Below are 23,737 nucleotides of genomic sequence, written 5' to 3'. Positions count from 1 at the left end.
ATGACTTATGCGTCACCGAAACGACGACGGGCTGGTGCTGCTGCCGGAGCGGCTGCATCATCACGACGTGGTGCGGCAGCTGGACGTTGAGCGTCACGGTTGCCACGACGTTCGCCGCCATTGCCGCCTTCGCGACGCTCACCGCCGAATGAACGACGTGGAGCACCGTTGCCGCCTTCACGACGTTCGCCGCCGAATGAACGACCACCGCCACGACGCTCTGCGCCAGCACCTGGAGCACGCTCACGACGTTCGTGAGGCTGCGCATCACCCAACAGCTGCATGTTCAGCGGCTTGTTCAGGATACGAGTACGGGTGAAATGAGACAGCATATCGCCCGGCATGCCTTTTGGCAGCTCAATGGTTGAGTGGGAAGCGAACAGCTTGATATTCCCGATATAACGGCTACTGATGTCGCCTTCGTTAGCAATAGCGCCAACGATATGACGAACTTCAACACCATCATCACGGCCCACTTCAATGCGGTACAGTTCCATCTCGCCAACGTCACGACGTTCGCGACGCGCAGGACGCTCGCCACCGTCACGGCTTTCCGGACGACGCTCACGGCGATCGCCACGATCGTTGCCACGGTCTTCACGCGGGCTGAACTCACGCTGCGGACGACGTACTGGCTCTGGTGGCAGAATCAGAGGACGTTCGCCCTGTGCCATTTTCAGCAGCGCAGCGGCCAGAGTTTCGATATCGAACTCATCTTCTGGTTGCAGTTTAGTCAACAGACCACGGTATACGTCCAGATCGCTACTTTCCAGCTGCTGGCTAACTTTAGCCGCGAATTTAGCCAGACGACGTTCGCCCAGTAATTCTGCATTTGGTAACATCACTTCTGGAATGGTCAGCTTCATCGTACGTTCGATGTTCTGCAACAGACGACGTTCACGGTTCTCAACGAACAGCAACGCACGGCCCGCACGACCTGCACGACCGGTACGGCCGATACGGTGAACGTAAGACTCTGAATCCATAGGGATATCATAGTTTACAACCAGGCTGATACGCTCAACGTCCAGGCCACGAGCAGCCACGTCAGTTGCAATCAGGATATCCAAACGACCATCGCGCAGACGTTCCAGAGTCTGCTCACGCAGGGACTGGTTCATATCGCCGTTCAGTGCTGCACTGCTGTAGCCACTGCGCTCCAGAGTTTCAGCCACTTCCAACGTTGCGTTTTTGGTACGCACGAAGATGATTGCCGCGTCGAAATCTTCAGATTCCAAGAAACGCACCAACGCTTCGTTTTTACGGTAACCGCCGCCGACTTTCCAGTAGCTCTGACTGATGTCAGGACGAGTAGTATTGCTAGACTGAATGCGTACTTCCTGTGGCTCTTTCATGAAGCGACGGGTAATACGACGAATAGCTTCTGGCATAGTTGCAGAGAACAGAGCGGTCTGATGTTCAGCCGGGATCTGCGCCATGATGGTCTCTACGTCTTCGATAAAGCCCATACGCAGCATTTCATCTGCTTCATCCAACACTAAACCGCTCAGGTTGGACAGGTTCAGGGTACCGCGTTTCAGGTGGTCTAACAGACGACCTGGGGTGCCAACAACAACTTGTGGCCCTTGGCGCAAAGCGCGTAATTGAACGTCATAACGCTGGCCGCCGTACAGGGCCACCACGTTAACGCCGCTAATATGTTTAGAGAAGCTAGATAATGCTTCCGCAACCTGAACTGCCAGCTCACGAGTTGGAGCCAGTACCAGCACCTGTGGTGCTTTCAGCGTTGGGTCAATGTTGTGCAACAGCGGAAGCCCGAAAGCAGCTGTTTTACCACTACCGGTCTGCGCCATGCCGAGAACATCACGGCCGTTCAGCAGGTGTGGAATACATTCCAATTGAATTGGAGATGGTTTTTCGTAGCCCAGATCAGTAAGGGCAGAAAGAATAGGAGCGGACAGCCCCAAATCAGCAAAAGAGGTTTCAAGCTCAGTAGTCATGTACACGTGCCTCATTAATAATGGCAGCCAGTCTACATAACTCGTCGAGAAAATTTTCAGTCATTTTCATTGAAAAGTGTGAACCGGCTCAAATTAGATTATAAAACGAACAAAAAGGCCATCACCCGCGAAGGTGATAAACATTGGTTAAAACCAAGGTATATCAGGCTAATAGTTGTCCGTCAGCTATTGCTGGTCCGATTCCGATAGGTCGTCTTGTTCTTGGCCCAAAAGCGCCAATTCCAACAATGCATAGCGGTGCTCAACAAAGTTATGAACGTTGTTAGCTACCGTCAGTTTGAACAGCGCCGAAGCGGTGTCCTTGTCCCCCAGACTTAGGTAATGTTTACCTAAATAGAAGTCAGTTTCACTGAGATGCTCAGCGAGCGAAGTGTTATCCGTTGCATCCGCCTTGAGGCGTTCCATCAGCGTTTTTTCGCTGATATTCCCCAAGTAGAATTCGACAATATTCCATCCCCATTGCCCTCTGTTCGACTTTTCATAGCGTTGTTTCAACGCTACTTCGGCAGCCTTGGGATCAATTTCTTTTTCCACCAGGTACAGCCATAACGAACGGAAGGGATCATTTGGATCGTCTTGATAAAACGCCTGCAGATCATCCTGCGCTAACGGGAAGCGACCGCCATAATAAAGTGCGATGCCCCGATTTAAACGCGCGTAATTGTAAGTTGGATCAAGCTCTAGTACAGAATCAAACGCTTCATAGGCAGCATCAAAATTGCCTGCCTGCGTTAAATAAATGCCCAGATAGTTAAAAACTTCTGGCATATCAGGACGAATAGCTAACGCTTGCGAAAAATCATTTCGCGCTAGTGCCCGTAGCCCGAGGCTATCATACAGCACTCCGCGCTCATATAAAAGCTGCGCGCGCTCATCATCCGTTAGTGCCCGGCTTGCAAGGATCTGTTCCATGCGAGCTAGAATCACTTCCTGCTGCAGCGTAGGCTGCAACGGGATAGCCAAAACCTCATCCTTACGCCAATCATTGTTGCTGCATCCTGCCAGCATGAGTGCTGTCGCAACGTAACACCAGCGCAAGAAAGGCTTCATTTCCTACTCCCGAAGACAAACATTGGATAAACGTCCTTTCATCCGCTTGTTTAACACAAGAGCGTCCTGCCCTCGAGATAAGAACAACTCCCTGCCTCTTGGCAAGGAGTTGAAAACGGACTTAATTACTCTGCTGCTTCAGGCGCTGGAGCTTCTGCATCAGGCGTAGTCGCTTCTTTGATGCTCAGGCGAATACGACCCTGACGGTCAACTTCCATTACCTTAACTGGCACTTCCTGGCCCATTTGCAGGTAATCAGTCACTTTCTCTACGCGCTTGTCAGCGATTTGAGAAATATGAACCAAACCTTCTTTACCGCCACCGATAGCAACGAACGCACCGAAATCAACGATACGAGTTACTTTACCAGCGTAGATGCGACCCACTTCGATTTCAGCAGTGATTTCTTCGATGCGACGAATAGCGTGTTTCGCTTTTTCGCCGTCAGTTGCTGCAATCTTGATGGTGCCATCATCTTCGATTTCGATGGTAGTACCTGTTTCTTCCGTCAGCGCACGAATCACAGAACCACCTTTACCGATCACATCTTTGATTTTGTCAGAGTTGATCTTCATGGTGTAGATACGTGGAGCGAACTCGGAGATATCACCACGTGGTGTGCTGATAGCCTGTTCCATTACGCCCAGAATGTGCAGACGCGCACCCTTGGCCTGGCTCAGTGCTTCCTGCATGATTTCGCGGGTAATACCTTCGATTTTAATATCCATTTGCAGCGCGGTAATACCTTCACGGCTACCCGCTACTTTGAAGTCCATGTCGCCCAAGTGATCTTCGTCACCCAAGATATCGGACAGAACCACAAAGTTTTCTTCATCTTTAACCAGACCCATTGCGATACCCGCAACGGCGGCTTTGATTGGCACGCCAGCGTCCATCAGGGCCAGAGAAGCACCACAAACGGAAGCCATTGAGGAAGAACCGTTAGATTCGGTGATTTCAGAAACCACACGAATGGTATAGGGGAATTCGCTCGGGCTTGGCATAACGGCCAACACACCGCGTTTCGCCAGACGGCCATGGCCAATCTCACGACGCTTAGGTGAACCAACCATACCTGTTTCACCAACAGAGTAAGGAGGGAAGTTATAGTGTAGCAGGAATGAGTCAGTACGCTCACCCATCAGTTCATCAATATTTTGCGCGTCACGTGCGGTACCCAGAGTCGCGGTTACCAGCGCCTGAGTTTCGCCACGGGTGAACAGTGCTGAACCGTGAGTACGTGGCAATACGCCAGTACGAACGTCCAGACCACGGATCATGTCTTTTTCGCGGCCATCGATACGCGGCTCGCCACGCAGAACACGGCTACGAACCACGTCTTTCTCTACGCTGCCCAGGATGTCCTGAATTTCTGAAGCATCCAGAGTCTCGTCTGCCGCCAGCAGAGATTCGGTCACTTCAGCTTTGATTGCATCAACCTGAGTGTAACGCTCTTGTTTCTCGGTAATACGGTATGCATCGCCCAGACGTGCGCTGGCCAATTCAGCAACGCGCGCATACAGCGCTTCGTTAACCGCTTCTGGCTGCCAATCCCACTTAGGTTTGCCCGCTTCAGCAACCAGTGCGTTGATGTTTTCAATCACAACCTGTTGTTGTTCGTGACCGAATACCACTGCGCCCAGCATTTGATCTTCGCTCAGGATGTCTGCTTCGGATTCAACCATCAATACTGCGGCAGCTGTACCGGCAACAACCAGATCCAGACGACTTTCTTTCAGCTCATCGGTCGTCGGGTTCAGAACGTATTGGTCATTGATAAAACCAACGCGTGCAGCACCGATTGGGCCGTTGAATGGAATACCTGACAGGCTCAGAGCCGCAGATGCACCGATCAGAGCAACGATGTCCGGGTTAACCTGTGGGTTAACGGAAACAACGGTCGCGATAACCTGAACTTCATTCAGAAAGCCTTCTGGGAACAGAGGGCGAATCGGACGGTCAATCAGGCGAGAGGTCAGGGTTTCGCCTTCGCTTGGACGGCCTTCACGACGGAAGAAACTGCCTGGGATACGACCAGCAGCGTAAGTACGCTCCTGATAGTTAACGGTCAGTGGGAAGAAGCTTTGGCCTGGCTTGGCTTTTTTCTGGCCAACAACAGTAACGAATACTGCGGTGTCGTCCATGCTTACCATAACGGCAGCAGTTGCCTGGCGAGCCATCATACCGGTTTCAATGGTCACGGTATGTTGACCGTACTGGAACTTACGAATAATCGGAGTCAGCAAAATAATATCCTTTAGCTTGATCGGCGCTCGATCGTATTGACGACCTGATCCACCTGTTACTTACCGATCTTCACACTACATCCTCGCGACTAATGACAACCCTTAACTCACCATTGAGCTAAAGTCTCTCATTAGCCGCGCGAAATGCTGTAACGGAAGATCCTATTTTAGAAACAATAACAATACGTTAACGTTTTCTGTCATCGGTTCTTAGAAGAAAGGGGCCAAATTAGGCCCCTTTCTACTCGAAACTCGCAGACTTAGCGACGCAGACCCAGACGCTCGATCAGGGAAGCATAACGCGCTACATCTTCACGCTTCAGGTAGTCCAGCAGCTTACGACGCGTGGATACCATACGCAGCAGACCACGACGGCTGTGGTGATCTTTTTTGTGCTCGGAGAAGTGACTTTGCAAATGGTTAATTTGTGCAGTCAACAGAGCAACCTGAACTTCGCTAGAACCGGTGTCGTTAGCACCACGACCGAAGTCAGCAACAATTTTAGCTTTCGCTTCAACACTTAGAGACATAATACAACTCCAAATAATAGATTAAATTAGACAGGCGCCGATCTCTAATTCAGCAACCCAATATGTAAGCCGGACTATTCTACTCTTTGATGTGTGGGATCGCAAGATAGGCCGATTGCGCCTATTCTACGTGTTCCACAACCAAACGTTTCGGTGCGACTCTGCCATCATCAGCAATAATACCGATGCCGATGAAATTGCGCTCTTCGCCTTCGGTCATGCGGACCATGCCTTCAGTTGGCGCACCCGCCACCTGAACCGGTTGACCCTGTTTCACATAAGCTGCAACGATTGGCAGCAAATTCACTTCCGGGAAATTCAACACTGCGCTATCCATTGGGAGCAACAGTTTATCCAGTTCCGGGTTAGGTGAACGCTCTTCGGCCTGAGCCGTTTCAACCATGGCGCTTAGTTGCTCCAGTGTCACCATCCGATCGCTCGGATAAGTTGCAACCTGCAAACGACGCAGATAGCTGACATGGGCACCGCAGCCTAACATTTCGCCCAAATCATCAATGATGGTGCGAATGTAGGTACCTTTTGAGCAATGAATTTCCAGCTCCAGCTCATAACCTTCCCAACGAATGAATTGCAGCTCATAGACCGTGATATCACGGGCTTCTCGCTCCACTTCGATTCCCTGACGAGCATACTCGTACAGCGGTTTGCCCTGATGTTTCAGCGCAGAATACATGGAAGGCACTTGCTGGGTGTCACCGCGGAAACTATCCAACGCGGCGTCCAGCTGTTCCTGAGTGAAATTGACGTCACGCTCGCTAATCAACGCACCCTCTGCATCAGAGGTATCGGTACGTTGGCCCAGACGGGCAATCACGCGGTAGCGTTTATCAGAATCCAGCAGGAATTGAGAAAACTTGGTCGCTTCGCCCAGACAGATAGGCAGCATACCGGTAGCTAATGGGTCCAATGCACCGGTATGACCTGCACGGTTAGCACTGAAAAGACGCTTCACTTTCTGCAAAACGTCATTTGATGAGAGGCCTAACGGTTTGTCCAATAACAGAACACCGTTAATGTCACGGCCACGACGACGTGGTCGACCCATTACTTCTCCTCGTCAGTGCCTGTAGAGGTCTGACGCTCAACGTCATTTTTGATGACGTTTGTGACCAGGTTAGACATACGCATCCCTTCAATCAGGGAGTTGTCATAGGCAAATGTCAGCTCGGGCACAATGCGCAAACGCATGGCTTTACCCAGCAAAGTACGGATATAACCGGAAGCGTCTTGCAGTGCCTTGATACCGTTTTTGACCGTATCAGGATCGGCATTGTCGGTTAATACATTCAGGAAAGTGACAAAAACCTTGGCGTAGGCCAGATCGCGAGAAAGTTCGATACCCGACACCGTCGCCATACCGACACGAGGATCTTTGATTTCACGCTGTAGAATGATTGCGATCTCTTTTTGCATTTCCTGAGAAACGCGCTGAGAGCGGCTAAATTCTTTTGCCATTAGGATTCTCCAGACAAGTAGGGGGGCCAAGGCCCCCCAAATGGATATAAGCAGATCAGAGGTCGTTAAGCGATGGTACGTTTGATTTCAATGATTTCGAATACTTCGATCATATCGCCAGTACGCACGTCGTTGTAGTTCTTAACGCCGATACCACATTCCATACCGTTACGGACTTCGTTTACGTCATCTTTGAAGCGGCGCAGAGATTCCAGCTCGCCTTCGTAGATAACCACGTTGTCACGCAGAACGCGGATTGGGTTGTTACGCTTAATCACACCTTCGGTAACCATACAACCAGCAATGGCGCCGAATTTCGGTGATTTAAATACATCACGAACTTCAGCCAGACCAATGATTTGCTGTTTGTACTCTGGTGCCAACATACCGCTCATTGCCTGCTTGACTTCGTCAATCAGGCTATAGATAACGGAGTAGTAACGCAGATCCAGGCCTTCAGTCTCAACTACGCGACGGGCTGAAGCATCAGCACGGACGTTAAAGCCAAGAATGATTGCGCCAGAAGCAGCGGCCAGAGTTGCATCAGTTTCGGTGATACCACCAACGCCTGAACCCACAATGCGCACTTTCACTTCGTCGGTAGACAGTTTTTCCAGTGAATCACAGATAGCTTCACAAGAACCCTGTACGTCAGACTTGATTACGATGTTCAGTTCAGAAACTTCGCCTTCGGTCATGTTCGCAAACATGTTTTCCAGTTTAGATTTCTGCTGACGAGCCAGTTTAACTTCGCGGAATTTACCCTGACGATACAGTGCAACTTCACGCGCTTTTTTCTCATCACGAACAACGGTAACTTCGTCACCGGCAGCAGGAACGCTGGACAGACCCAGAATTTCAACCGGAATAGACGGACCAGCGGAGGTGATGTCGCGACCTAATTCGTCACGCATCGCACGCACACGGCCATACTCGAAGCCACACAGTACGATATCGCCCTTGTTCAGCGTTCCTTCTTGAACCAGCACGGTAGCAACTGGGCCACGGCCTTTATCCAGGAAGGATTCGATAACCACACCGCTTGCCATGCCGCTACGAACCGCTTTCAGTTCCAGCACTTCAGCTTGCAGCAGGATTGCGTTCAACAGTTCGTCAATACCTGTACCCGCTTTAGCAGACACGTTGATGAACTGAGACTCGCCGCCCCACTCTTCCGGCTGGATGCCGTACTGAGACAGTTCGGTTTTAACGCGGTCTGGATCGGCTTCTGGCTTATCCATTTTGTTCACTGCAACGACAACCGGCACGTTCGCCGCTTTCGCATGCTGGATAGCTTCGATAGTCTGTGGCATCACGCCATCGTCTGCCGCAACAACCAGAACAACGATATCTGTCGCCTGAGCACCACGAGCACGCATTGAAGTAAACGCTGCGTGTCCTGGGGTATCCAGGAAGGTGATCATGCCGTTGTCAGTTTCAACGTGATAAGCACCGATGTGCTGAGTAATGCCGCCTGCTTCGCCCGACGCCACTTTAGTGGAGCGGATGTAGTCCAGCAGAGAGGTTTTACCGTGGTCAACGTGGCCCATGATGGTGACAACTGGAGCGCGTGACTCAGCTGCAATACCAGTACCTGTATCACGGTCGCTCATCAGCGCTTCTTCCAGCTCGTTTTCACGACGCAGGATAACTTTGTGGCCCATCTCTTCAGCAACCAGCTGAGCTGTTTCCTGATCGATAACCTGGTTGATGGTTGCCATTGCACCCAGTTTCATCATCGCTTTGATGACCTGAGAACCTTTAACAGCCATTTTGTTAGCCAGTTCGGCAACGGTAACAGTTTCGCCAATCACTACGTCACGGTTTACCGCAACCACTGGCTTGTTGAAGCTCTGCTGCAAAGTGCTTGGCTTACGTTTACCCTTACGGCCAACGGCACGCGCTTCTTCGCGATCGGCTTTAGACTCGGAAAGTTTATTGCCTTTTTTCTGTTTAGTCGCTTTGCCACCACGAGTGCGGCTACGGCGATCGCCTTCAACTTTCGCGTCGTTTTCATCTTCTGCGGCGCGAGCATGTTGAGAGGTCGTTACATGGTAGTCAGCAGACTCGGTCTGCTCAGCCACAGGTTCTGGCCATTTACCTTCGTTTTCAGCCGCCATTTTACGGGCCTCTTCAGCAACGCGTTTCGCGTCTTCTTCGACCTTACGGCGTGTTTCTTCTTCTACAGAGCGTTTCAGCTCGGCAGCTTCAGCTTCACGGCGTGCTTTATCGGTCTGAGCTGGCTTGGTTTTTTCGTCGGTTTGTTGATTCGTCACTTTTTCTTTTTCCGCTGCTTGGCGTTTAGCTTTTTCAGCGGCCTCACGTTTGGCTTGTTCTTCGGCCGCACGTTTAGCATTTTCTTCAGCGATTTTCTGCGCTGCCGCTGCTGCTTCACGTTGTGCCTGCTCTTCCGCTTCACGCTGTGCCTGCTCTTCCGCTTTCGCTTGTTCAGCTTCCGGCGTATTTACATAAGTGCGTTTCTTGCGGACCTCGATTTGCACCGATTTACTTTTTCCGCCGGTGCTCGGAATATTCAAGGTGCTACGCGTTTTGCGTTGCAACGTGAGTTTATTTGGCGCGCTGCCGTGTTCACGGTTCAGGTGCGCCAGCAATGTTTCTTTTTCTTGCTGGGTAACGGAGTCTACTTCAGACTTCTTGATCCCTGCATCAGCAAACTGCTGTACCAGGCGATCAACCGGGGTCTGAATCTCTGCTGCCAGCGATTTAACGGTTACATCTGTCATGCTGTTCCTTCCTGCTACAGTTTATTACGCATTATCGCCAAACCAACAGATATTACGTGCGGCCATAATCAGCTCGCCGGCTTGCTCATCGCTCAACCCTTCAATATCTGCCAGATCGTCGATACCCTGCTCGGCAAGATCTTCCAGCGTACACACACCGCGCGCAGCCAATTTAAATGCCATGCTACGTTCCAGACCTTCCAAATTCAGTAGGTCATCTGCGGGTTTTTGATCGCCAAGACTTTCTTCTTGTGCCAGGGCCAGCGTGGTCAATGCAGCTTTAGCGCGCTCACGCAGCGCTTCTACCATATCTTCATCAAGGCCATCTATTTCCAACAGTTCGTTGATTGGCACATAAGCCAACTCTTCCAGAGAAGAGAAACCTTCTTCAACCAACACAGTGGCGAAATCTTCATCAATATCAAGATGTTTGGTGAAGGTATCGATCGCCGCATGAGCTTCAGCCTGATGTTTCGCCTGAAGATCATCTGCTGTCATCACGTTCAGCTCCCAGCCGCTAAGCTGTGAAGCCAAACGGACGTTTTGACCGTTACGGCCAATCGCCTGAGCCAGATTGCTGGCTTCAACAGCGACATCCATCGTGTGTCGGTCTTCATCAACAACGATTGACGCAACATCAGCCGGAGCCATGGCATTGATAACAAACTGAGCCGGATTATCATCCCACAACACGATATCGATACGCTCGCCGCCAAGCTCGCTGGAAACGGCCTGAACTCGCGCACCGCGCATACCTACACAGGCACCCACAGGATCGATACGCTTATCGTTGGTTTTGACCGCAATCTTAGCACGAGAACCCGGATCACGGGCTGCGGCTTTAATTTCGATCAACTCTTCACCAATTTCTGGTACTTCAATACGGAACAATTCAATCAGCATTTCTGAACGGGAGCGGCTGACAAACAGCTGCGCGCCGCGAGCTTCAGGACGCACGTCGTACAGAACACCACGGATGCGGTCGCCCGGACGGAAGTTTTCACGTGGCAACATATCTTCACGGCCAATCACCGCTTCAGCGTTGTTACCCAAGTCCAGCGCGATACTATCGCGGTTAACTTTTTTCACTGTACCCGTGACAATCTCGCCTAAATACTGACGGAATTGCTCGACCACCATCGCACGCTCAGCTTCACGTACTTTTTGTACGATAACCTGCTTCGCGGTTTGCGTAGTAATGCGGTCGAAAGTTACGGATTCAATCTGATCTTCGACATAATCGCCCAACTGAATGCTTGGGTCTTCATATTGAGCGGCTTCCAGCGTGATTTCACGCGTTGGCATCGTCACTTCATCAACAGCGACCCAACGACGGAAGGTGTCGAAATCGCCGGTTTTACGATCGATGCTGACACGGACTTCAATTTCTTGTTCGTATTTTTTCTTGGTCGCTGTCGCTAGAGCGGTTTCCAACGCTTCAAAAATCTTCTCGCGCGGAAGGGATTTCTCATTGGAAACTGCTTCTACAACAGCCAGAATCTCTTTGTTCATCCTAGTTGCCTCATCCAAACTTTAAAAGTGGGGTACCAGGTTCGCTTTCTGGATGTTGCTCAGCGCGAACACTTCATCTTTTCCATCCACAGTAACCGTGATCATTTCACCATCAACAGCTTTAATAATACCCTGCCATTTCCGGCGGTTTTGCATTGCCATACGCAAAACCAGGATGACTGTTTCACCAAGGTAACGACTATAGTGTTCGGCGGTGAACATAGGGCGATCAAGGCCCGGAGAGGAAACTTCCAAGTTGTAAGCGACTGTGATTGGATCTTCTACGTCCAATACAGCGCTGACCTGGTGGCTGACATCAGCACAAGCATCAACAGTGATACCATCGTCACTATCAATATAGATTCGTAGCGTCGATTGGCGCCCCCGGATGAACTCGATGCCGACTAATTCGTAGCCTAACGCTTCGACCGGTGCTGAAATAATCTCTGTTAACTTTTGTTCTAATGTGGACAAGCCCACCCCCAAGACATAAAAAAAGGGCTTAATAGCCCAGTGATTCTGCTGTCAAATAACAAAAAACCCCGAAATTCGGGGCTTTATGCAACTGGACCCTGTTTGCCGCTAAGCGGCTTCGGTACAACTTTCTGACAAGTATTTTTTTCAAATTGAAATCGAAAGTATTGAGGACTGCGAATACTACTATTTGAAAAAAAACACTTTAGGAAAGTGGTTGCGGGGGCCGGATTTGAACCGACGACCTTCGGGTTATGAGCCCGACGAGCTACCAGGCTGCTCCACCCCGCGTCCGAAAACGTGGCAAATACTACGTCGATAACGATAAAAAAGCAAGTTATCTATCTGTTTGGTACCGAGGACGGGACTTGAACCCGTAAGCCCAATCGGGCACTACCACCTCAAGGTAGCGTGTCTACCAATTCCACCACCACGGCACTGATATTAATGGTCTGCTTTACTGTCCAAGCGCCACAACCATTCTTCAACTTTCTTTCTGTACTATCTTACGACGTTACAACAACTTACTATTTCTTACTGCGGGATATCGCTGCTCGGCTTAGCTGGTGCTACCGGCGCTGTAGTCTGCTCAGCTTTAACTGGCTGACCCAGGTTTTCCCACTCGCTGCCTTTACGGCCCTGGTTGGTGCTCATATTGCCCAAAATCAGACTGATGACGAAAAATAAAGTCGCCAAGACAGCCGTCATACGGGTCATGAAGTTACCGGAACCATTCGAACCGAACAGAGTGGCAGAAGCACCTGCTCCGAATGAGGCTCCCATATCCGCGCCTTTACCTTGCTGCAACATGATCAGAGCCACAAGCCCGATCGAAATCAGCAAGAAAATTACCAGAAGAGCTTCGTACATAGTTGTACCTGTATCCTTGCGGGTTCACCGCATGCCAAATGCTTTTCACCCATAACAGCGGGAATTCATTCACCCACTTAAGCGGGTGTGAATACTAACCAAAGCGGTTAATACACGCAAGGGCAATTTCATTAACCGGGCTCATTTGCAGAAAAAACAGCCAGGTTACTCAACTTGCGGACAATTCTACGGGGAAGAGCGGCGTCCTCCCCCCTAAAATAAAGCCATTAACCTGCTGCTTTTACCGCATCGGCAATACGATGAGCCAGAGACTTAATTAGCTCTTCCTCTTCATCGCCTTCAACCATTACGCGTATCAATGGTTCAGTGCCAGATTTACGTAACAGCACGCGGCCACGCCCCGCCAGTTCAGCCTCGACCTGCTGAGTCACGGCAACAACGGCTTCGGACTCTAGCGGATTGTGATTACCGGAGAAACGAACGTTAACCAGTATCTGAGGCAATAACTTCATGCCGCTGCACAGATCATGCAGGCTCATGTCGTTACGCACCATCGCAGTTAGCACTTGCAAACCTGCTACGATACCGTCACCGGTGGTGGTTTTATCCAATAGAATCACATGGCCGGAGTTTTCAGCCCCGATACGCCAGCCGTTTTCCTGCATTTTTTCCAACACGTAGCGGTCGCCCACTTTTGCGCGAGCGAAAGGAATGCCGAGTTGCTTCAGCGCTAGCTCCAGACCCATATTGCTCATCAGCGTACCAACAGCGCCACCTTTCAGCTGACCCTGACGCAGGCCTTCACGCGCAATAATATAAAGAATCTGGTCGCCATCCACTTTATTGCCCAAATGGTCAACCATCATTAGGCGGTCGCCGTCGCCGTCAAAGGCCAGACCAACGTGTGCTTTTTCAGCCAATACGCGCTCTTGCAGCATACGAACATCGGTAGCACCACATTCTTCATTGATGTTCATACCGTCAGGCTCACAGCCTATGGCAATCACGGTAGCGCCCAGTTCACGTAATACGCTTGGCGCAATGTGATAGGTTGCACCGTTGGCACAGTCCACAACGATTTTCAAACCGTTCAGATTTAATTCGTTCGGGAAGGTACCTTTACAAAATTCGATATAACGGCCGGCTGCATCAACAATACGGCTGGCTTTACCCAATTCTGATGACTCAACGCAAGTCAGTGGCTTTTCCATCTCCGCTTCAATGGCTTCTTCTACTTCGTCAGGCAGTTTTGCACCATCAATATCGAAGAATTTAATGCCGTTGTCATAGAAAGGATTATGAGAGGCGGAAATAACGATGCCCGCTTCCGCTCGGAAAGCGCGAGTCAGGTAAGCCACAGCAGGAGTTGGCATTGGGCCAGTGAATGACGCAGATAAACCAGCGGCAGCCAGACCGGCCTCCAACGCTGATTCCAGCATGTAACCGGAAATACGCGTATCTTTACCAATGATGATCTTGCGCGAGCCATGACGAGCCAGAACCTTCCCTGCGGCCCAACCGAGCTTCAATACAAACTCAGGCGTAATCGGGTTGTCACCTACTTTTCCGCGAATGCCATCTGTACCAAAGTATTTACGGTCACTCATAATTTCTCTCTATTCCTTCGCTGAAAGTGTTGCCTCGACGATACGCATCGCCTCGACGGTTTCTTTAACATCATGCACTCTGACGATCTGCGCGCCCTGCATTGCCGCAATGACTGCACAGGCAACGCTGCCAATAACTCGCTGTTGAGGTGGTACATTAAGTAACTGACCCACCATAGATTTTCGCGACATTCCGACCAAAAGCGGAAGCTCAAAATGGTGAAGTTCTGCCAACCGAGCCAATAACTGGTAATTATGCGCTAAATTTTTACCAAAACCGAATCCCGGATCGAGTAACAATTTACTTTTTGCGATACCTGCCGCAACACAACGTTCAATGTGATGTTCAAAAAACTGGTTCACATCCGCCAGTAAATCATCGTAGTGAGGGGATTGCTGCATGCTCTGCGGTTGCCCTTGCATATGCATCAGGCAGACAGGCAGGCCCGTCGCGGCCGCGGCATCCAGAGCGCCCGGCTCTTGCAAAGAACGAACGTCATTGATCAGATGCGCGCCGACTTTGGCTGATTCGGTTATCACTGCCGCTTTTGAAGTATCAACCGAAATAAAGATCTCAAAACGTTTCGCCAACGCTTCAACGACCGGAATCACTCGATCCAATTCTTCCTGCTCGCTAATTTCAGCGGCTCCAGGCCGGGTAGACTCGCCGCCCACATCAATCAGAGTTGCACCTGCGGCAATCATTGCCTGCGCGTGATGAAGGGCATTATCGAGATCGTTGTGGCGTCCGCCATCGGAAAACGAATCGGGGGTGACGTTCAAAATCCCCATAACCTGAGGGTGTGAGAGATCAAGAGTCAGATCCCTGGCAGTCAAATACATCGTTATTTACCTTAAAAATGGTTAAGCACTTCAATTTATCCCGGCCAGAAAAAGAAAAACCCCGAGCAAGCCCGGGGTTATATTAATCACTACGCATTTAGATGCCAACAATCCGCTTACTTATCACCTAACTGTTCTGACATGGTGTTGCCAGGAGTTGGGGTACGCGGTTCGTCAACAGGCGTTGGTGCCTGAGGCGTATTGTCACTATCAGATGATTTATTCTTCGTAGCGTCGTCCCAGCCAGCCGGCGGGCGAACTTCTTTACGATTCATCAAATCATCAATTTGCGGCGCATCAATAGTTTCATATTTCATCAGCGCGTCTTTCATGGAATGAAGAACATCCATGTTTTCCATCAGCAACTTACGTGCACGCTGATAGTTACGCTCAACCAGCAATTTCACTTCCTGATCGATGATACGCGCGGTTTCATCGGACATATGCTTAGCTTTTGCCACTGAGCGACCGAGGAACACTTCGCCTTCTTCTTCAGCATAAAGCAGCGGACCCAGTTTTTCTGAGAAGCCCCATTGCGTAACCATGTTACGTGCAATTGAGGTAGCTACTTTAATGTCATTTGAAGCACCGGTAGACACTTTTTCCGGGCCATAAATGATTTCTTCAGCAAGACGACCGCCGTACAACGTAGAAATCTGGCTTTCCAGTTTCTGACGGCTAGCGCTGATTGCATCGCCCTCCGGCAGGAAGAAAGTCACACCCAACGCACGGCCACGAGGAATAATTGTCACTTTATGCACCGGATCGTGCTCCGGCACTAAGCGACCGATAATCGCATGGCCAGCTTCGTGATATGCCGTAGATTCCTTCTGCGCTTCGGTCATCACCATGGAGCGACGTTCCGCACCCATCATGATTTTGTCTTTAGCTTTCTCAAACTCGACCATTGAAACAACGCGTTTGTTACCGCGAGCGGCAAATAACGCAGCTTCGTTGACCAGGTTAGCCAAATCAGCACCGGAGAAGCCTGGAGTACCACGGGCAATCACTGACGCATCGATATCGATATCCAGCGGTACGCGACGCATATGGACTTTCAGAATCTGTTCACGACCACGCACGTCTGGCAGACCAACTACAACCTGACGGTCGAAACGACCCGGACGCAGCAATGCTGGATCCAGAACATCTGGACGGTTAGTTGCCGCAATCACGATGATGCCTTCATTACCTTCGAAGCCATCCATCTCAACCAGCATCTGGTTCAGGGTTTGCTCACGTTCATCGTGACCACCGCCCAAACCTGCGCCACGTTGGCGACCTACTGCATCAATTTCATCGATAAAGATGATACATGGAGCAGCTTTCTTAGCTTGCTCGAACATATCGCGAACGCGGGATGCACCCACACCAACGAACATTTCGACGAAGTCAGAACCGGAAATAGTAAAGAATGGCACTTTAGCTTCCCCTGCAATGGCTTTCGCCAGCAAGGTTTTACCGGTCCCTGGAGGACCCACCATCAATACGCCTTTCGGAATTTTACCGCCCAGCTTCTGGAAACGGCTCGGCTCACGCAGGTATTCAACCAGTTCGCTAACTTCTTCTTTCGCTTCGTCACAGCCTGCAACGTCGGCAAAAGAGGTTTTAATCTGATCTTCAGTCAACATGCGCGCCTTGCTCTTGCCAAAGGACATTGCCCCTTTGCCGCCGCCGCCCTGCATTTGACGCATAAAGAAGATCCAGACCCCAATTAACAACAACATTGGGAACCAGGAGATAAAGATAGAAGCCAGCAAGCTCGGTTCTTCCGGTGGCTCACCAACAACTTTCACATTTTTAGTCAACAGGTTATCAAGCAGTTTCGGGTCATTAACCGGAATAAAGGTCGTGTATTTGCTGTTATCTTTCTTGCTAACATTAATTTCACGCCCGTTGATACGTGCTTCACGAACCTGATCTTGGGATACGTCAGAGATGAAAGTAGAGTAATCCACTCTACGACCATTCGATTCGCTGGGACCAAAGCTCTGGAATACAGACATCAGTACGACTGCAATAACTAACCAGAGAATTAGGTTTTTCGCCATGTCACTCAAGGGATTAACCTCATATTACAACTGTGTTAACAAACAGCGTTAGGGTACTACAGTTTCCGCCCTGTCGCTACAATGTACACTTCTCGCGATCGCGCACGAGAAGCGTCTGGCTTACGAATCTTAACTTTCGTAAACAGGGAGCGAATTTCCCGTAGGTATTCATCAAAGCCATCTCCCTGGAACACTTTCACCAGGAAACTTCCGCCTGGTGCCAATACATCACGACACATATCCAGCGCTAATTCAACCAGATACATCGATTTAGGGATATCGACTGCCGGAGTACCGCTCATATTCGGGGCCATGTCAGACATAACCACCTGAACTTTTTTCTCACCTACCCGCTCAAGCAGTGCTTTCAGCACCATTTCATCACGGAAGTCGCCTTGAAGGAAATCGACTCCAACGATAGGATCCATTGGTAAAAGATCGCAAGCGATGATTCGACCTTTACCACCGATCTGAGTAACTACATACTGAGACCAGCCGCCCGGAGCTGCACCTAAATCCACAACTGTCATACCGGGTTTAAAGAGTTTATCGCTCTGTTGTATTTCATCAAGTTTAAACCAGGCGCGCGAACGTAACCCTTTTTTCTGTGCCTGAATCACATATTTATCGCTAAAGTGTTCTTGTAACCAGCGACTGGAGCTAGCTGAACGCTTTTTATTGGCCATCTCTTTTTCCAACTATCCTAATTAAGAGCCCGCGCATCTATTGCTTAGCTCGCGTAGACTCCCTAACCGGTAAAAGACCGATTTGGTGATACACATGAGATGGCGGTAGAATGAACCGTTTTCAATCCCAACTTAAGCAAAAAAGACGATGAATCTGAATAACAAACAAAAACAGCACCTGAAAAGCCTGGCCCATCCGTTAAAACCAGTAGTCATGCTGGGCAATAACGGCTTGACCGAAGGGGTGCTGGCTGAGATCGAACAAACACTGGAACATCATGAACTTATCAAGGTAAAAATCACTGCTGAAGAGCGTGAAACCAAAACCTTGATCGCTGATGCTATCGTGCGTGAAACCGGTGCAGTTAACGTGCAAATTATCGGTAATATTTTAGTACTCTACCGCCCGGCGAAAGAGCGCAAGATTATTTTACCGCGTTAATGACGTTCGTTTTAAAGAAAAGGTGCCATGCACTTAGTTCTGATAAAAGGCCGCTTGCGGCCTTTTTTCTTTTCTTTACAAATATCTGCTTACTTATTGCTCAAATCAGCCGTATTACAGATATTCGACTTTAAGAATTTCGAATTCTACATCACCGCCCGGAGTACGAATAACCACCACATCATCAACTTCTTTACCGATGAGGCCGCGGGCAATCGGTGAATTTACTGAAATAAGATTTTGTTTAAAATCTGCTTCATCATCACCAACAATACGGTAGGTCTGCTCTTCTTCCGTGTCCAGATTTAACACTGTAACCGTAGAAGCGAAAATAACCCGCCCATTATTCGGCATTTTGGTGATATCAATCACCTGAGCGTTAGATAACTTCGCTTCAATTTCCTGAATACGGCCTTCGCAGAACCCCTGTTGTTCACGAGCCGCATGGTATTCAGCATTTTCTTTTAAATCGCCGTGTTCGCGAGCATCCGCAATATCAGCGATAATCTTTGGGCGACGCACGCCCTTCAAATATTCGAGCTCTTCGCGCAGTTGATCTGCACCACGTACCGTCATCGGAATCTGTTTCATCTGTTAAATACCTCTAAATCTATCCTGTTCAAATAATCGTCATCCTGACGTTTTCGAATGAAAATACGGCTAGCCTAAAATCCTACCCGCCTCCAGGCGATTAACAAAAAAAACCCTCCCGGAGCTAAAACTCCAAGTTAGGATCGATTTTGCATTTTGATAAACATTTTAACGTAGAGTTCCTTTAGGGTCATCGTTTACTTTCGCCCTCGTTGCACCGTAGTATGGCTGTACGTTACCCAGCAGTTATACCGAAATTATGCATTTTTCACGAATAGTCAGTAAATTGGCCTGCGTTTTTGCGATCAACATCAGCGTATTCAATGCCAATGCGGCGCAGGTAGAAAATTACACGCAGTATCTGCCCGATGGGGCGAATCTTGCTTTAGTGGTGCAAAAAATCGGGGCGACAACTCCGGTGATAGACTATCACGCCCAGCAAATGGCACTCCCGGCCAGTACTCAGAAAGTACTGACAGCGCTAGCCGCCCTGTTGCAGCTAGGGCCTGATTTTCGTTTCGTTACCACGCTGGAAAGTCATGCGCCGATAACTGACGGCGTTCTGCGCGGTAATCTGATTGCCCGTTTCGATGGCGATCCGACCTTAACCCGCCAGCAACTGCGAAATATGGTAACAACGTTGAAAAAATCGGGTCTACGCCAAATTGCCGGGGATTTGATTATCGATACCTCGGTTTTTGCCAGCCATGATAAAGCGCCCGGCTGGCCGTGGAACGATATGACCCAGTGCTTCAGCGCACCGCCAGCGGCCGCAATTGTCGATCGCAACTGTTTCTCGGTATCGCTGTACAGCGCACCGAATCCCGGCGATATGGCCTTTATTCGCGTCGCTTCTTACTATCCCGTACAAATGTTTAGCGAAGTTCGCACTCTGGCAAAAGGCTCGCCGGATGCCCAATATTGCGAACTAGATGTGGTTCCCGGCGAACTCAACCGCTTTACCCTTACCGGCTGCCTGACTCAACGCAGCGAACCCCTGCCCTTAGCCTTTGCGGTGCAAAACGGCGCTAGCTATGCCGGTGCTATTTTGAAAGACGAGCTAAAAAAAGCCGATATTCAGATTGACGGTAATCTAAGACGCCAAACTACGCCGAGCGCGGCTGGCAGCGTGTTGGCGCAGGCACAATCCGCTCCGTTGCATGACTTGCTAAAAATCATGCTGAAAAAATCCGACAATATGATCGCCGATACAGTTTTCCGAACTATTGGCCATCAGCGTTTCGGCGTACCGGGCACCTGGCGAGCCGGCGCTGACGCAGTACGTCAGGTTTTACGTCAGAAAGCTGGAGTTGACCTCGGAAATAGCATCGTGGTGGATGGTTCGGGCTTATCGCGCCATAATCTTATTGCTCCTGCGACCATGATGCAGGCATTGCAATATATTGCCCAGCACGATCAAGAACTTAACTTCATCTCCATGCTGCCATTATCGGGTTATGACGGCACATTGCGCTATCGCGGTGGTCTGCACGAAGCCGGGGTTGATGGCAAAGTGTCAGCCAAAACCGGGGCGCTGCAAGGGGTCTACAATCTGGCAGGCTTTATTACTACCGCCAGCGGTCAGCGCATGGCGTTTGTCCAGTTCCTGTCTGGCTATGCCGTTCCACCGGAAGATCAAAAAAACCGCCGGGCGCCGCTGGTTCGATTTGAAAGCCGCCTGTACAAAGATATTTATCAGAATAACTGAAAACCATGAAACTACTGATTGTCGAAGATGATGAGTTGTTACAAAAAGGCATTGCCATGGCCCTCACCAGTGAGGGTTACGCCTGCGATTGCGCCAGTACCGCGGCTGAAGCCAACGGTCTGATTATCACCAGTCAGTACAGCATGGTTATTCTCGATCTGGGATTGCCAGATCAGGATGGTGCCGTGTTGCTCCGCCAATGGCGCCGCCAGAGTATTAGCCTGCCAGTGCTGATATTAACAGCTCGCGATGCGTTGGAAGACCGCGTCGATGGGCTGGATGCTGGCGCTGATGATTATTTGATTAAACCTTTCGCGCTGGCAGAATTATTGGCTCGCGTGCGTGCTCTGATTCGCCGCTATCAGGGGCAAAGTGATAATTTGCTTCAACAAGGGAATTTGAGCCTCAATCTGGCAACTCAACAGGTTTATCTACAGGAACAGCCGCTGGAAATCACGCCGAAGGAGTTTGCCATTCTTTCCCGCCTGATTATGCGCGCCGGGCACACCGTCAATCGGGAGCTGTTACAGCAAGATCTCTATACTTGGCAGGACGATCTTGGCTCGAATACTCTCGAAGTGCACGTTCATAATCTACGAAGAAAATTGGGTAAAGATCGAATCCGAACGGTTCGGGGCATTGGTTATCGTCTGGAAGTCTTATCATGATCAGCATGCGTCGTCGTCTGATTCTGATGCTAGCGCTGATTCTATTAGTCACTCAGTTAATTAGCGCGCTGTGGCTGTGGCATGAGAGCCAGGAACAAATTCAGTTTTTAGTAGATGAAACTCTCACCGCCAAAGTCAGAAATGAAAAAGTCGACACAGAAATTGCGGAGGCCATCGCTTCACTGCTGGCCCCTTCTCTGATTATGATGATCATCACTCTCCTCGCCTCTTTTTGGGCTATCAGTTGGATCATACGCCCGTTGGATCAACTTCAGAGCAAGCTTTCTGAACGCTCCGCGGACAACCTTAGCCCGCTGGTTATCAAAAGTGATATGCAGGAAATCGTCGCCGTTACCGGCACGCTAAATCAGCTGTTTTCCCGCCTTTCCAATACCATTCAGCAAGAACGTCGTTTCACTGCCGATGCCGCCCACGAACTACGCACACCGCTGGCGGGCATTCGCCTTCATCTGGAATTGATGGAAAAAAATGGCATAGCGGAAAGCAAAGTGCTAATTAATCGCCTCGATTTATTGATGCATACCATCGAACAACTGTTGATGCTGTCACGCGCAGGGCAGAATTTTGCCAGCGGACAATATCAGACTTTTGACTGGATTCAGGATGTGGTGCAACCGTTGCGGGAAGAACTGGCCGAAATGGCGGCGCAGCGTAAACAGCGTCTCCAATGGATTTTACCAGAACGTTCCTGTATTCAAGGTGAAGCCGCCCTGCTGCGTTTAATGCTGCGTAATCTGGTGGAGAACGCTCACCGCTATAGCCCCTCAGACAGCCTGATTATCGTTAAACTGACATCGCAGGATAGCGGTGTACTGTTGCAGGTTTTGGACGAAGGCCCAGGGATTAAGGAGAACCAGATTGGCGAGCTGACGCAGGCTTTTCGCCGTATGGATCAACGCTATGGTGGAAGCGGATTGGGGCTGAATATCGTATTGAGAATCGCACAGTTGCATCAGGGAAAACTGTCGCTGGAGAACCGCAGCGATCGACAGGGATTGAACGCCCAGTGCTGGTTGCCAAATCAGCAATAAGCCCAAAAAACGAAAGGCTGCCCGCAGGCAGCCTCTTTTAGCTCAAAACTGATGTCTGAGATTAACGCTCGTAAATGAACTCAACGCCATCGTCGTCTTCTTCATTCCAATCGTCATCCCATTCGTCTTTCGCTTCATCTTCCACTTCTGCCAGCTGTTCACGGTGATAATCATCCCACATGAACTCGACTTTCTCAGGGGCAGTCTCAGCAATTGCCATAGCTTTAGGTTGGGTATTCAGGAAGTTCATAACGTCCCAGCACAGCGCGTTAACGCCTTCGCGGTTGGCGGCCGAGATCATATAATACTTATCCTCCCATCCCAGAGCGTCTGCAATCGCCTTAGCGCGTTCTTCCGCTTCAGCCTGGTCTAACAGGTCAACCTTGTTAAATACCAACCAGCGTGGCTTCTCGGCCAGATTTTCACTGTATTGCTGCAATTCATTGATAATGATTTTGGCATTCTCAATAGGATTGGATTCATCAATAGGTGCGATGTCGATCAGATGCAACAGTACGCGGCAACGTTCCAAATGTTTCAGGAAGCGAATACCTAAACCAGCGCCTTCCGAAGCCCCTTCAATCAAACCAGGGATGTCGGCAACGACGAAGCTTTGCTCATGATCCATACGCACCACGCCCAGACTTGGGATCAAGGTGGTAAATGGATAGTCGGCAACTTTCGGTTTTGCCGCAGATACCGCACGGATAAAGGTAGATTTACCTGCGTTTGGCAGACCCAGCATACCGACATCAGCCAGCAGCAATAGCTCAAGCATCAGTTCGCGAGTTTCCCCTTCAGTACCCATGGTTTTCTGACGCGGTGCGCGGTTAACCGAAGATTTGAAACGGGAGTTACCCAAACCGTGGAACCCGCCTTTGGCAACCATCAGACGCTGCCCGTGACGAGTCATATCACCGATAACTTCACCGGTATCCTGATCCAGTACACGCGTACCGACCGGCACTTTGATGGTAATATCTTTACCACGTTTACCGGTACAATCACGGCTCTGGCCATTCTGTCCACGTTCAGCGCGGAAAGATTTCACAAAGCGGTAATCGATCAGGGTATTCAGGTTTTCATCAGCCAGCAGGTAGATATCACCGCCGTCGCCGCCATCGCCGCCGTCCGGGCCGCCGTTAGGAATATATTTTTCACGACGGAAGCTTACACAACCGTTACCACCATCACCGGCTACAACCAGAATCGCCGCTTCATCTACAAACTTCATGTCTCTCTCC

The 23,737-nt window shown here is 50.0% G+C and carries 21 protein-coding genes and 2 tRNA genes; 4 read left to right on the top strand and 19 right to left on the bottom strand.

The features are described 5' to 3' along the window. Nucleotides 1–5: 5 nt before the first annotated feature. The 17 genes from PL78_RS13150 to rlmE all read right to left on the bottom strand — a co-directional run bounded on the left by PL78_RS13150 (nucleotide 6) and on the right by rlmE (nucleotide 18,032). The gene (locus tag PL78_RS13150; RefSeq protein WP_064516136.1) at nucleotides 6–1,961 is read right to left on the bottom strand and encodes a DEAD/DEAH family ATP-dependent RNA helicase; all 1,956 of its coding nucleotides are present in this window, start codon (nucleotides 1,959–1,961) and stop codon (nucleotides 6–8) included. Continuing rightward, on the bottom strand, nucleotides 1,951–2,025 hold the full coding sequence (yrbN, locus tag PL78_RS21095) for a protein YrbN (protein WP_223499600.1): 75 nt from the start codon (nucleotides 2,023–2,025) through the stop codon (nucleotides 1,951–1,953). The genes PL78_RS13150 and yrbN overlap by 11 nt, the downstream gene beginning before the upstream one ends. Nucleotides 2,026–2,147: 122 nt before the next feature. Further along, nucleotides 2,148–3,032, bottom strand: coding sequence for a lipoprotein NlpI (nlpI, locus tag PL78_RS13145; protein WP_064516134.1), 885 nt, complete (start codon nucleotides 3,030–3,032; stop codon nucleotides 2,148–2,150). Between the two features lie 125 nt (nucleotides 3,033–3,157). Beyond that, a complete protein-coding gene (gene pnp / locus PL78_RS13140) occupies nucleotides 3,158–5,278 on the bottom strand; it encodes a polyribonucleotide nucleotidyltransferase (RefSeq protein ID WP_064516133.1) in 2,121 nt (706 codons plus the stop codon). A 260-nt stretch (nucleotides 5,279–5,538) separates the two neighbouring features. Beyond that, on the bottom strand, nucleotides 5,539–5,808 hold the full coding sequence (gene rpsO / locus PL78_RS13135) for a 30S ribosomal protein S15 (RefSeq protein WP_049599438.1): 270 nt from the start codon (nucleotides 5,806–5,808) through the stop codon (nucleotides 5,539–5,541). 121 nt (nucleotides 5,809–5,929) lie between these two features. After that, entirely contained in the window at nucleotides 5,930–6,874 is a 945-nt protein-coding gene (gene truB / locus PL78_RS13130) for a tRNA pseudouridine(55) synthase TruB (protein WP_064516130.1), read from the bottom strand. Beyond that, complete coding sequence (gene rbfA / locus PL78_RS13125; protein ID WP_049599431.1) at nucleotides 6,874–7,284, bottom strand: 30S ribosome-binding factor RbfA; 411 nt, start codon at nucleotides 7,282–7,284, stop codon at nucleotides 6,874–6,876. Before rbfA ends, truB begins: the two co-directional genes overlap by 1 nt. A 65-nt stretch (nucleotides 7,285–7,349) precedes the next feature. Next, on the bottom strand, nucleotides 7,350–10,028 hold the full coding sequence (infB, locus tag PL78_RS13120) for a translation initiation factor IF-2 (RefSeq protein WP_064516128.1): 2,679 nt from the start codon (nucleotides 10,026–10,028) through the stop codon (nucleotides 7,350–7,352). Nucleotides 10,029–10,052: 24 nt separating this feature from the next. Continuing rightward, complete coding sequence (gene nusA, locus PL78_RS13115; protein WP_064516126.1) at nucleotides 10,053–11,540, bottom strand: transcription termination factor NusA; 1,488 nt, start codon at nucleotides 11,538–11,540, stop codon at nucleotides 10,053–10,055. Nucleotides 11,541–11,561: 21 nt separating this feature from the next. Then, a complete protein-coding gene (gene rimP, locus PL78_RS13110) occupies nucleotides 11,562–12,014 on the bottom strand; it encodes a ribosome maturation factor RimP (RefSeq protein ID WP_064516124.1) in 453 nt (150 codons plus the stop codon). 214 nt (nucleotides 12,015–12,228) lie between these two features. Continuing rightward, a tRNA-Met gene (locus tag PL78_RS13105) sits at nucleotides 12,229–12,305 on the bottom strand. A 59-nt stretch (nucleotides 12,306–12,364) separates the two neighbouring features. Next, a tRNA-Leu gene (locus PL78_RS13100) sits at nucleotides 12,365–12,451 on the bottom strand. Nucleotides 12,452–12,548: 97 nt separating this feature from the next. Continuing rightward, on the bottom strand, nucleotides 12,549–12,884 hold the full coding sequence (gene secG / locus PL78_RS13095) for a preprotein translocase subunit SecG (RefSeq protein ID WP_064516122.1): 336 nt from the start codon (nucleotides 12,882–12,884) through the stop codon (nucleotides 12,549–12,551). A 227-nt stretch (nucleotides 12,885–13,111) separates the two neighbouring features. Next, nucleotides 13,112–14,452, bottom strand: a complete 1,341-nt coding sequence (glmM, locus tag PL78_RS13090) for a phosphoglucosamine mutase (protein WP_064516120.1) — start codon at nucleotides 14,450–14,452, stop codon at nucleotides 13,112–13,114. 9 nt (nucleotides 14,453–14,461) lie between these two features. Beyond that, a complete protein-coding gene (gene folP, locus PL78_RS13085; protein WP_064516118.1) occupies nucleotides 14,462–15,295 on the bottom strand; it encodes a dihydropteroate synthase in 834 nt (277 codons plus the stop codon). Between the two features lie 116 nt (nucleotides 15,296–15,411). Next, nucleotides 15,412–17,346, bottom strand: a complete 1,935-nt coding sequence (ftsH, locus tag PL78_RS13080; protein ID WP_064516116.1) for an ATP-dependent zinc metalloprotease FtsH — start codon at nucleotides 17,344–17,346, stop codon at nucleotides 15,412–15,414. 56 nt (nucleotides 17,347–17,402) lie between these two features. Then, nucleotides 17,403–18,032: a 23S rRNA (uridine(2552)-2'-O)-methyltransferase RlmE gene (gene rlmE / locus PL78_RS13075; RefSeq protein ID WP_064516113.1), complete on the bottom strand. Its 630-nt coding sequence runs from the start codon at nucleotides 18,030–18,032 to the stop codon at nucleotides 17,403–17,405. A 148-nt stretch (nucleotides 18,033–18,180) separates the two neighbouring features. Between rlmE and yhbY the strand changes: the two genes are divergently transcribed. Next, entirely contained in the window at nucleotides 18,181–18,474 is a 294-nt protein-coding gene (yhbY, locus tag PL78_RS13070) for a ribosome assembly RNA-binding protein YhbY (protein ID WP_049599408.1), read from the top strand. 114 nt (nucleotides 18,475–18,588) lie between these two features. Here the strand turns inward: yhbY and greA are convergent, their stop codons facing one another. Continuing rightward, nucleotides 18,589–19,065, bottom strand: a complete 477-nt coding sequence (gene greA, locus PL78_RS13065) for a transcription elongation factor GreA (protein WP_064516111.1) — start codon at nucleotides 19,063–19,065, stop codon at nucleotides 18,589–18,591. 259 nt (nucleotides 19,066–19,324) lie between these two features. Here greA and dacB point away from each other — a divergent pair, with 259 nt between their 5' ends. The 3 genes from dacB to pmrB are packed head-to-tail and all read left to right on the top strand — an operon-like array spanning nucleotide 19,325 to nucleotide 22,493. Next, entirely contained in the window at nucleotides 19,325–20,773 is a 1,449-nt protein-coding gene (gene dacB / locus PL78_RS13060) for a serine-type D-Ala-D-Ala carboxypeptidase (protein ID WP_064516109.1), read from the top strand. A gap of 5 nt (nucleotides 20,774–20,778) precedes the next feature. Beyond that, entirely contained in the window at nucleotides 20,779–21,441 is a 663-nt protein-coding gene (pmrA, locus tag PL78_RS13055; RefSeq protein ID WP_064516107.1) for a two-component system response regulator PmrA, read from the top strand. Continuing rightward, nucleotides 21,438–22,493 carry a two-component system sensor histidine kinase PmrB gene (pmrB, locus tag PL78_RS13050; protein WP_064516105.1) on the top strand — a complete coding sequence of 352 codons (1,056 nt, stop codon included), beginning with the start codon at nucleotides 21,438–21,440 and terminating at the stop codon, nucleotides 22,491–22,493. Before pmrA ends, pmrB begins: the two co-directional genes overlap by 4 nt. A gap of 61 nt (nucleotides 22,494–22,554) precedes the next feature. Here the strand turns inward: pmrB and cgtA are convergent, their stop codons facing one another. Continuing rightward, entirely contained in the window at nucleotides 22,555–23,727 is a 1,173-nt protein-coding gene (gene cgtA / locus PL78_RS13045) for an Obg family GTPase CgtA (RefSeq protein ID WP_064516103.1), read from the bottom strand. Nucleotides 23,728–23,737 lie beyond the last annotated feature (10 nt).

This window comes from Yersinia entomophaga (assembly GCF_001656035.1).
Classification (GTDB): domain Bacteria; phylum Pseudomonadota; class Gammaproteobacteria; order Enterobacterales; family Enterobacteriaceae; genus Yersinia; species Yersinia entomophaga.
Note: the sequence above shows the minus strand (reverse complement) of the source record. Positions and strands in the feature narration are given on the sequence as shown.

Excerpts from the sequence above, each read along its gene's own strand:
- PL78_RS13150 (WP_064516136.1), bottom strand. The coding sequence starts at position 1,961 with ATGACTACTGAGCTTGAAACCTCTTTTGCTGATTTGGGGCTGTCCGCT.
- nlpI (WP_064516134.1), bottom strand. The coding sequence starts at position 3,032 with ATGAAGCCTTTCTTGCGCTGGTGTTACGTTGCGACAGCACTCATGCTG.
- rpsO (WP_049599438.1), bottom strand. The coding sequence starts at position 5,808 with ATGTCTCTAAGTGTTGAAGCGAAAGCTAAAATTGTTGCTGACTTCGGT.
- truB (WP_064516130.1), bottom strand. The coding sequence starts at position 6,874 with ATGGGTCGACCACGTCGTCGTGGCCGTGACATTAACGGTGTTCTGTTA.
- rbfA (WP_049599431.1), bottom strand. The coding sequence starts at position 7,284 with ATGGCAAAAGAATTTAGCCGCTCTCAGCGCGTTTCTCAGGAAATGCAA.
- infB (WP_064516128.1), bottom strand. The coding sequence starts at position 10,028 with ATGACAGATGTAACCGTTAAATCGCTGGCAGCAGAGATTCAGACCCCG.
- nusA (WP_064516126.1), bottom strand. The coding sequence starts at position 11,540 with ATGAACAAAGAGATTCTGGCTGTTGTAGAAGCAGTTTCCAATGAGAAA.
- secG (WP_064516122.1), bottom strand. The coding sequence starts at position 12,884 with ATGTACGAAGCTCTTCTGGTAATTTTCTTGCTGATTTCGATCGGGCTT.
- glmM (WP_064516120.1), bottom strand. The coding sequence starts at position 14,452 with ATGAGTGACCGTAAATACTTTGGTACAGATGGCATTCGCGGAAAAGTA.
- folP (WP_064516118.1), bottom strand. The coding sequence starts at position 15,295 with ATGTATTTGACTGCCAGGGATCTGACTCTTGATCTCTCACACCCTCAG.
- ftsH (WP_064516116.1), bottom strand. The coding sequence starts at position 17,346 with ATGGCGAAAAACCTAATTCTCTGGTTAGTTATTGCAGTCGTACTGATG.
- rlmE (WP_064516113.1), bottom strand. The coding sequence starts at position 18,032 with ATGGCCAATAAAAAGCGTTCAGCTAGCTCCAGTCGCTGGTTACAAGAA.
- yhbY (WP_049599408.1), top strand. The coding sequence starts at position 18,181 with ATGAATCTGAATAACAAACAAAAACAGCACCTGAAAAGCCTGGCCCAT.
- greA (WP_064516111.1), bottom strand. The coding sequence starts at position 19,065 with ATGAAACAGATTCCGATGACGGTACGTGGTGCAGATCAACTGCGCGAA.
- dacB (WP_064516109.1), top strand. The coding sequence starts at position 19,325 with ATGCATTTTTCACGAATAGTCAGTAAATTGGCCTGCGTTTTTGCGATC.
- pmrA (WP_064516107.1), top strand. The coding sequence starts at position 20,779 with ATGAAACTACTGATTGTCGAAGATGATGAGTTGTTACAAAAAGGCATT.
- pmrB (WP_064516105.1), top strand. The coding sequence starts at position 21,438 with ATGATCAGCATGCGTCGTCGTCTGATTCTGATGCTAGCGCTGATTCTA.
- cgtA (WP_064516103.1), bottom strand. The coding sequence starts at position 23,727 with ATGAAGTTTGTAGATGAAGCGGCGATTCTGGTTGTAGCCGGTGATGGT.